This window comes from Virgibacillus sp. 7505 (genome assembly GCF_002272135.1).
In the GTDB taxonomy this organism is placed as follows: Bacteria; Bacillota; Bacilli; order Bacillales; family Amphibacillaceae; genus Terribacillus.
The window spans coordinates 1-4,408 of sequence record NZ_NPBF01000024.1 but is presented as its reverse complement, the minus strand read 5'-3'; the positions used below and the strand labels follow the sequence as shown (position 1 = coordinate 4,408).

Sequence of the window (4,408 nt, the reverse complement as noted above, 5' to 3'; positions counted from 1 at the left end):
AGAAGCTTGATGCAGTCGCAAAAACAATGGAAAAAGAGATATTTGCTACAGTGGAAGCTGGCATTAAAACTGGCGATCTAGGCGGCAATGCCTCCACTTCTGAATTTGCTGAAGCAATCGTTTCCCGAATTAATCAATAATAAGGGAGTCTCAAATGGATATTAAAAGTCAAATGATTGAAACAGGTAAATACCTTAAAAATAATAAACTTGCATGGGGCACATCCGGAAATCTTAGTGCACGCCTAGATGAAGGATACATGCAAATCACTGCTTCAGGAACTATCATGGAAGATTTGACTGAGCATGATTTTGTAGAAATTAATGTAGAATCAGGAAAAGTGATTGGTACTAAACGTGCATCAAAAGAAACGCCTTTCCATCTAGGAATTTATCAGAACAGACCGGACATCAATGTTGTCCTTCATAGTTCTCCCTTATATACGACCTTGTTTTCATGTTCAGAAGAGCGTATTCCTTCCAATCTCTTTATTGAAACAATGTATTACTTAGAGAGAATTGCATATGTAGACTACCATCACCCTGGCACGCAGCAATTAGCAGATGCTATTACTGAAAAATCCAAAGAAGCAAATATCATCATAATGAAGAATCATGGAGTAGTAGTTTTTGATACTTCCTTTGCAGAAGCAAAGATGCGATTGGAGACGTTAGAGCTGGCGTGTGAAATGCTGATTAAAGCAAAATCAGCAGGTATCGAACTCAATGGCCTGCCACAGAAGGTCGTGATGGAATTTCTGGAGGAATCAAAGTATAAACCACGTCAAAGAATCGAACATGTAAACAAGTAATGGTTGATCATCTATCCTAAACTGGAAGCTCATCAACTTGCTGATGATGAGCTTCTTCAGGATGTTACTTGGAGCCCTTCTATCAAAGTAGAAATAAGACATAAGGAAGGAATAGAAAAATGAGAAAAACAATTGGAGTTGTTGCGGATGATACTACCGGAGCAAACGATATAGGCGTAATGTTCAATCGAGGTGGTTACACAGCAAAAATCGAAACCTTTGATCAAGATGCCGAGTTACAGGTAGACACGAATGTCGTTATCGTTGATACAGATAGCCGATTAGACAGTTTGGAAGATAGTTATAATAAAGTGTATATAGCAACAAAACAGCTGATGGCGGCTGGTTGCAGCACCTTTCATAATAAAACGTGCTCTGTCTTCAGAGGTAATATTGGAACAGAATTCGATGCCATGCTGGATGCTTTAGGAGAAGAATTTGCTGTTGTTTCTTTAGCGTTCCCCGAAAATGGCCGGCAAACAGAACACGGTATCCATACCGTAGACGGAAAGCTTCTTGAAGAATCCGGTTTTTTACATGATCCTGTCCACCCTACTACGGATTCGAATTTAGTCCGCGTTCTTAGTGAACAAACTGAACGAAAAGTTACGTTTGTTGATTTAGAATTTGTTCGACAGGGTGCTGCAGTTCTACAGGGGAAAATCTTAGAGAAAAGAAAAGAGGGTTTTAGTTATTGCATCGTGGATAGTAAAACCCAAGAGGATCTACGCATTGTTGCAGAGGCGATTTCTAATTTCAAGGTAATATGCGGAAGCTCTGCTATCGGTTTGGAACTACCTCCCTTTTACGGAGAAGAACCTATAGAACTGAACAGCAAACAATTTTCAGCAGACCCAAACCAAGGCGTGTTAGTAATCTCAGGAAGTTTAACCCCTCAAACAAAAGAGCAAACTGCTTATCTGGAAAAACAAGGTGCACCTACTTTCACCCTGGATTCTCGCGAAATTCTAACTGCTGATGAAAATGCCTCTAAAGAAATTAAAAGGATAGTTTCAGAGGTGTCTGCTTATATTACCAACGGTAACAATGTCTTGGTTTTAGCTGATAATACGCCTGAAGTTGTGAAAGAAACAAAAGAACTTGGACACAAAGCTGGTTTGCATCCGCTCGAGATAAGCAAGCGCATATCTGCTGCTTTAGCAGATATTGCAAAAGAAATTTGTGACCATACTGATTTAAAAAGACTAGTAGTTGCTGGCGGAGATACCTCCGGAACTGTGACTCGAAAACTTGGTATTAAGGGGAATTACATTTTAGAAGAAATAGACACAGGAGTTCCTTCAGGATTATCTATAGGAAGGGAAATGCTGATTGTATTAAAATCAGGAAGCTTCGGTAAGAAAGACTTTCTTGTCAAAGCAATCGAACATCTTAAAAGTATTGAAAATATCTAATACTAAAAAAGCTCCCTACGGTTAGTAATACCGCTAAGGAGCTTTTTTAAATATAAAAATTTCTATGACCCTGGCAATTCAATTATTGTTTTGTAAAAACGGTAATCCATTCATCAATCTCGATAGATTTTATCTCTTCATCTTTTTCCCTAACCGCAATATATTCCCGCTGCTCCTTTGTTCCGGTCTTTATATATTGTATAACTTCGTTTACTTGCTGCTGCGATTCTGTCGTTCTTGACACCCACACAGGAAAATCGAAGACCTTCTTTCTTGTAACTTCTTGCGAGATGTTCATCCCAGCCTCAGCAGCATATTCCTCCCACTCACCTGCTGACAAACAAGATACATGGCTTTTATCACGCATCTTTTCAATGGTATTGATGTAGGTGGCTATCCCTTTATCATCAGGTACTATATTATCAACCAGGAGAAAAACGCCTCCAGGTTTTAGTACCCTTGAGACTTCTTTAAGGAATAAGGATTTATCAGGGAAATGGTGAGCTGCGATCCGACATCCTACCAAGTCAAACTGTCCATCCATAAAAGGTAGATTTTCTGCATCCGCAACTACGTAGGCAATATTTCGATACTCCGTATCCAAGAATGTCCTAGCTTCCCTCAACATCATCGGAGTCAAATCTGTCGTATAAATTTGTCTCACATATGGAGATAACAATTTGGTCAGATGGCCACCACCTGTTGCAATGTCAAGAGCTTCCCAGCTCTTGCTTGGCTGGAGCATGTCTAGGATTATCTCTAAGTCTTTACCTTTCGCGTGGGATACACTTTGAACATATTCTTTTGCGTTCTTAGAGAATTGCTCCATGACCAGTTTCTTTTCTTCTGACATAGCCACTCCCCCCCTTACTTTAATTGATTGTAACCACCAAACCGTTCTCAGCAAATAACTTTCGCATAGCTTGCTTGGCAGCCTCTTCGTCCGAACCATAAATCTCTAATTTATATTCTTCCGAGTTTAAAATGCTGTTAGACAAACCAAGCATGCTCTTAACATCAATCACTCGGCTGCCAGTGATCAGTACAATACTCGACTCGTATTTAGATGCTTCGTGATTGATATCTACCACTGCGTGAATTAAGCTCTTTTTAGGACTCAAAGTATCCCTCCTCTTTGTAAACGCTATCTTATTAATTAATATACCTTTATATAGCGCTGAGGAAAAATAGAAATAACAATTTAACTACCATAGATTTTCTTTATTTCACTTGTATCCTGTTACATACTGATCATCAAGATATTGAATGAATTCCCTCACCATCGCTAATTCCAGGGATTCTTTCTTATACAAAAACCACGTTTTCCACAGCAGAGGCTCTTCATTCTTATCAGTTAAACTTATATAGTTCTCCTCATCTTTTATGATAATACTAGGTACGATCGCATAGCCTAAACCCTTCATGGCCATTCGTTTGGCTGTCTCCATATTATCAAAATGGAAACCAATTTTAGGCGGTGAAGAGAAATTTTGCTTCCACCAGTTGTCAATGACCATATTCAATGCTGGGTCCGTGTTATAAGTTATTCGCTTCAAATTAGGCAGATTACTTAATTCGACTTTCTCCTTGGAGAGGATACACATTTTCTCTTCGCTAATTGTCCTTTGTTCGTAACTCCAGTGATGTTCTCCTCTGACAATACCAATATGCGATTCTCCCTTGAATACATGCTGAATCAAGTTTAAGTTCAATCCTGTCCTCACATTGAAGTTTACTCTGGAATACTTGTCCGAAAAGCCTTTTAAAACATCCGGTAACCGGTATAAAGCATAAGCCCTTGCCACACTTAACTTAATGGTGCCGTACAGTTCTTCATCCATATTCCAAAGCGTTTCTTCCAACATCTGCAGTCGTTCCAGTGTAGACCTTGCGAACTCTACAATATATTCCCCTTGCTGGGTAAACTGGACGCCATGGCGTCCACGATGAAGTATTTTAATATTATACTGTTTTTCTATTTGCTGAAGCTTGTATGTAAGCGTCGGCTGTGACACAAATAACCGATCTGCAGCTTTGGTTATATTCTTTTCCTCAAATACTGTGATCAAAATAATGCACTCTCTTTTATCCACACTTAAACCCCTCCCAGTTATTTAATTTCATTATGATAACTAATAGAAATTAAGTATTATATTTATTTCTAATCTTATATTACGCTTAG

The 4,408-nt window shown here is 38.9% G+C and carries 5 protein-coding genes; 2 read left to right on the top strand and 3 right to left on the bottom strand.

Annotated elements, in window-relative coordinates:
- The first annotated feature begins 154 nt into the window (after nucleotides 1–154).
- Entirely contained in the window at nucleotides 155–811 is a 657-nt protein-coding gene (locus CHH91_RS09730; protein WP_095223254.1) for a class II aldolase/adducin family protein, read from the top strand.
- 119 nt (nucleotides 812–930) lie between these two features.
- On the top strand, nucleotides 931–2,226 hold the full coding sequence (locus CHH91_RS09725; protein ID WP_095223253.1) for a four-carbon acid sugar kinase family protein: 1,296 nt from the start codon (nucleotides 931–933) through the stop codon (nucleotides 2,224–2,226).
- A gap of 82 nt (nucleotides 2,227–2,308) precedes the next feature.
- Here the strand turns inward: CHH91_RS09725 and CHH91_RS09720 are convergent, their stop codons facing one another.
- The 3 genes from CHH91_RS09720 to CHH91_RS09710 all read right to left on the bottom strand — a co-directional run bounded on the left by CHH91_RS09720 (nucleotide 2,309) and on the right by CHH91_RS09710 (nucleotide 4,319).
- Nucleotides 2,309–3,079 (bottom strand): class I SAM-dependent methyltransferase, encoded by a 771-nt coding sequence (locus tag CHH91_RS09720; RefSeq protein ID WP_095223252.1) that lies wholly within the window; start codon nucleotides 3,077–3,079, stop codon nucleotides 2,309–2,311.
- Nucleotides 3,080–3,098: 19 nt separating this feature from the next.
- Complete coding sequence (locus CHH91_RS09715; protein WP_286160741.1) at nucleotides 3,099–3,347, bottom strand: HPr family phosphocarrier protein; 249 nt, start codon at nucleotides 3,345–3,347, stop codon at nucleotides 3,099–3,101.
- Between the two features lie 105 nt (nucleotides 3,348–3,452).
- Entirely contained in the window at nucleotides 3,453–4,319 is an 867-nt protein-coding gene (locus CHH91_RS09710; RefSeq protein ID WP_095223251.1) for a LysR family transcriptional regulator, read from the bottom strand.
- Nucleotides 4,320–4,408: the final 89 nt, after the last annotated feature.

What these genes read in the sequence shown, in the direction of transcription:
- CHH91_RS09730 (WP_095223254.1), top strand. Translation starts at nt 155, where the DNA reads ATGGATATTAAAAGTCAAATGATTGAAACAGGTAAATACCTTAAAAAT.
- CHH91_RS09725 (WP_095223253.1), top strand. Translation starts at nt 931, where the DNA reads ATGAGAAAAACAATTGGAGTTGTTGCGGATGATACTACCGGAGCAAAC.
- CHH91_RS09720 (WP_095223252.1), bottom strand. Translation starts at nt 3,079, where the DNA reads ATGTCAGAAGAAAAGAAACTGGTCATGGAGCAATTCTCTAAGAACGCA.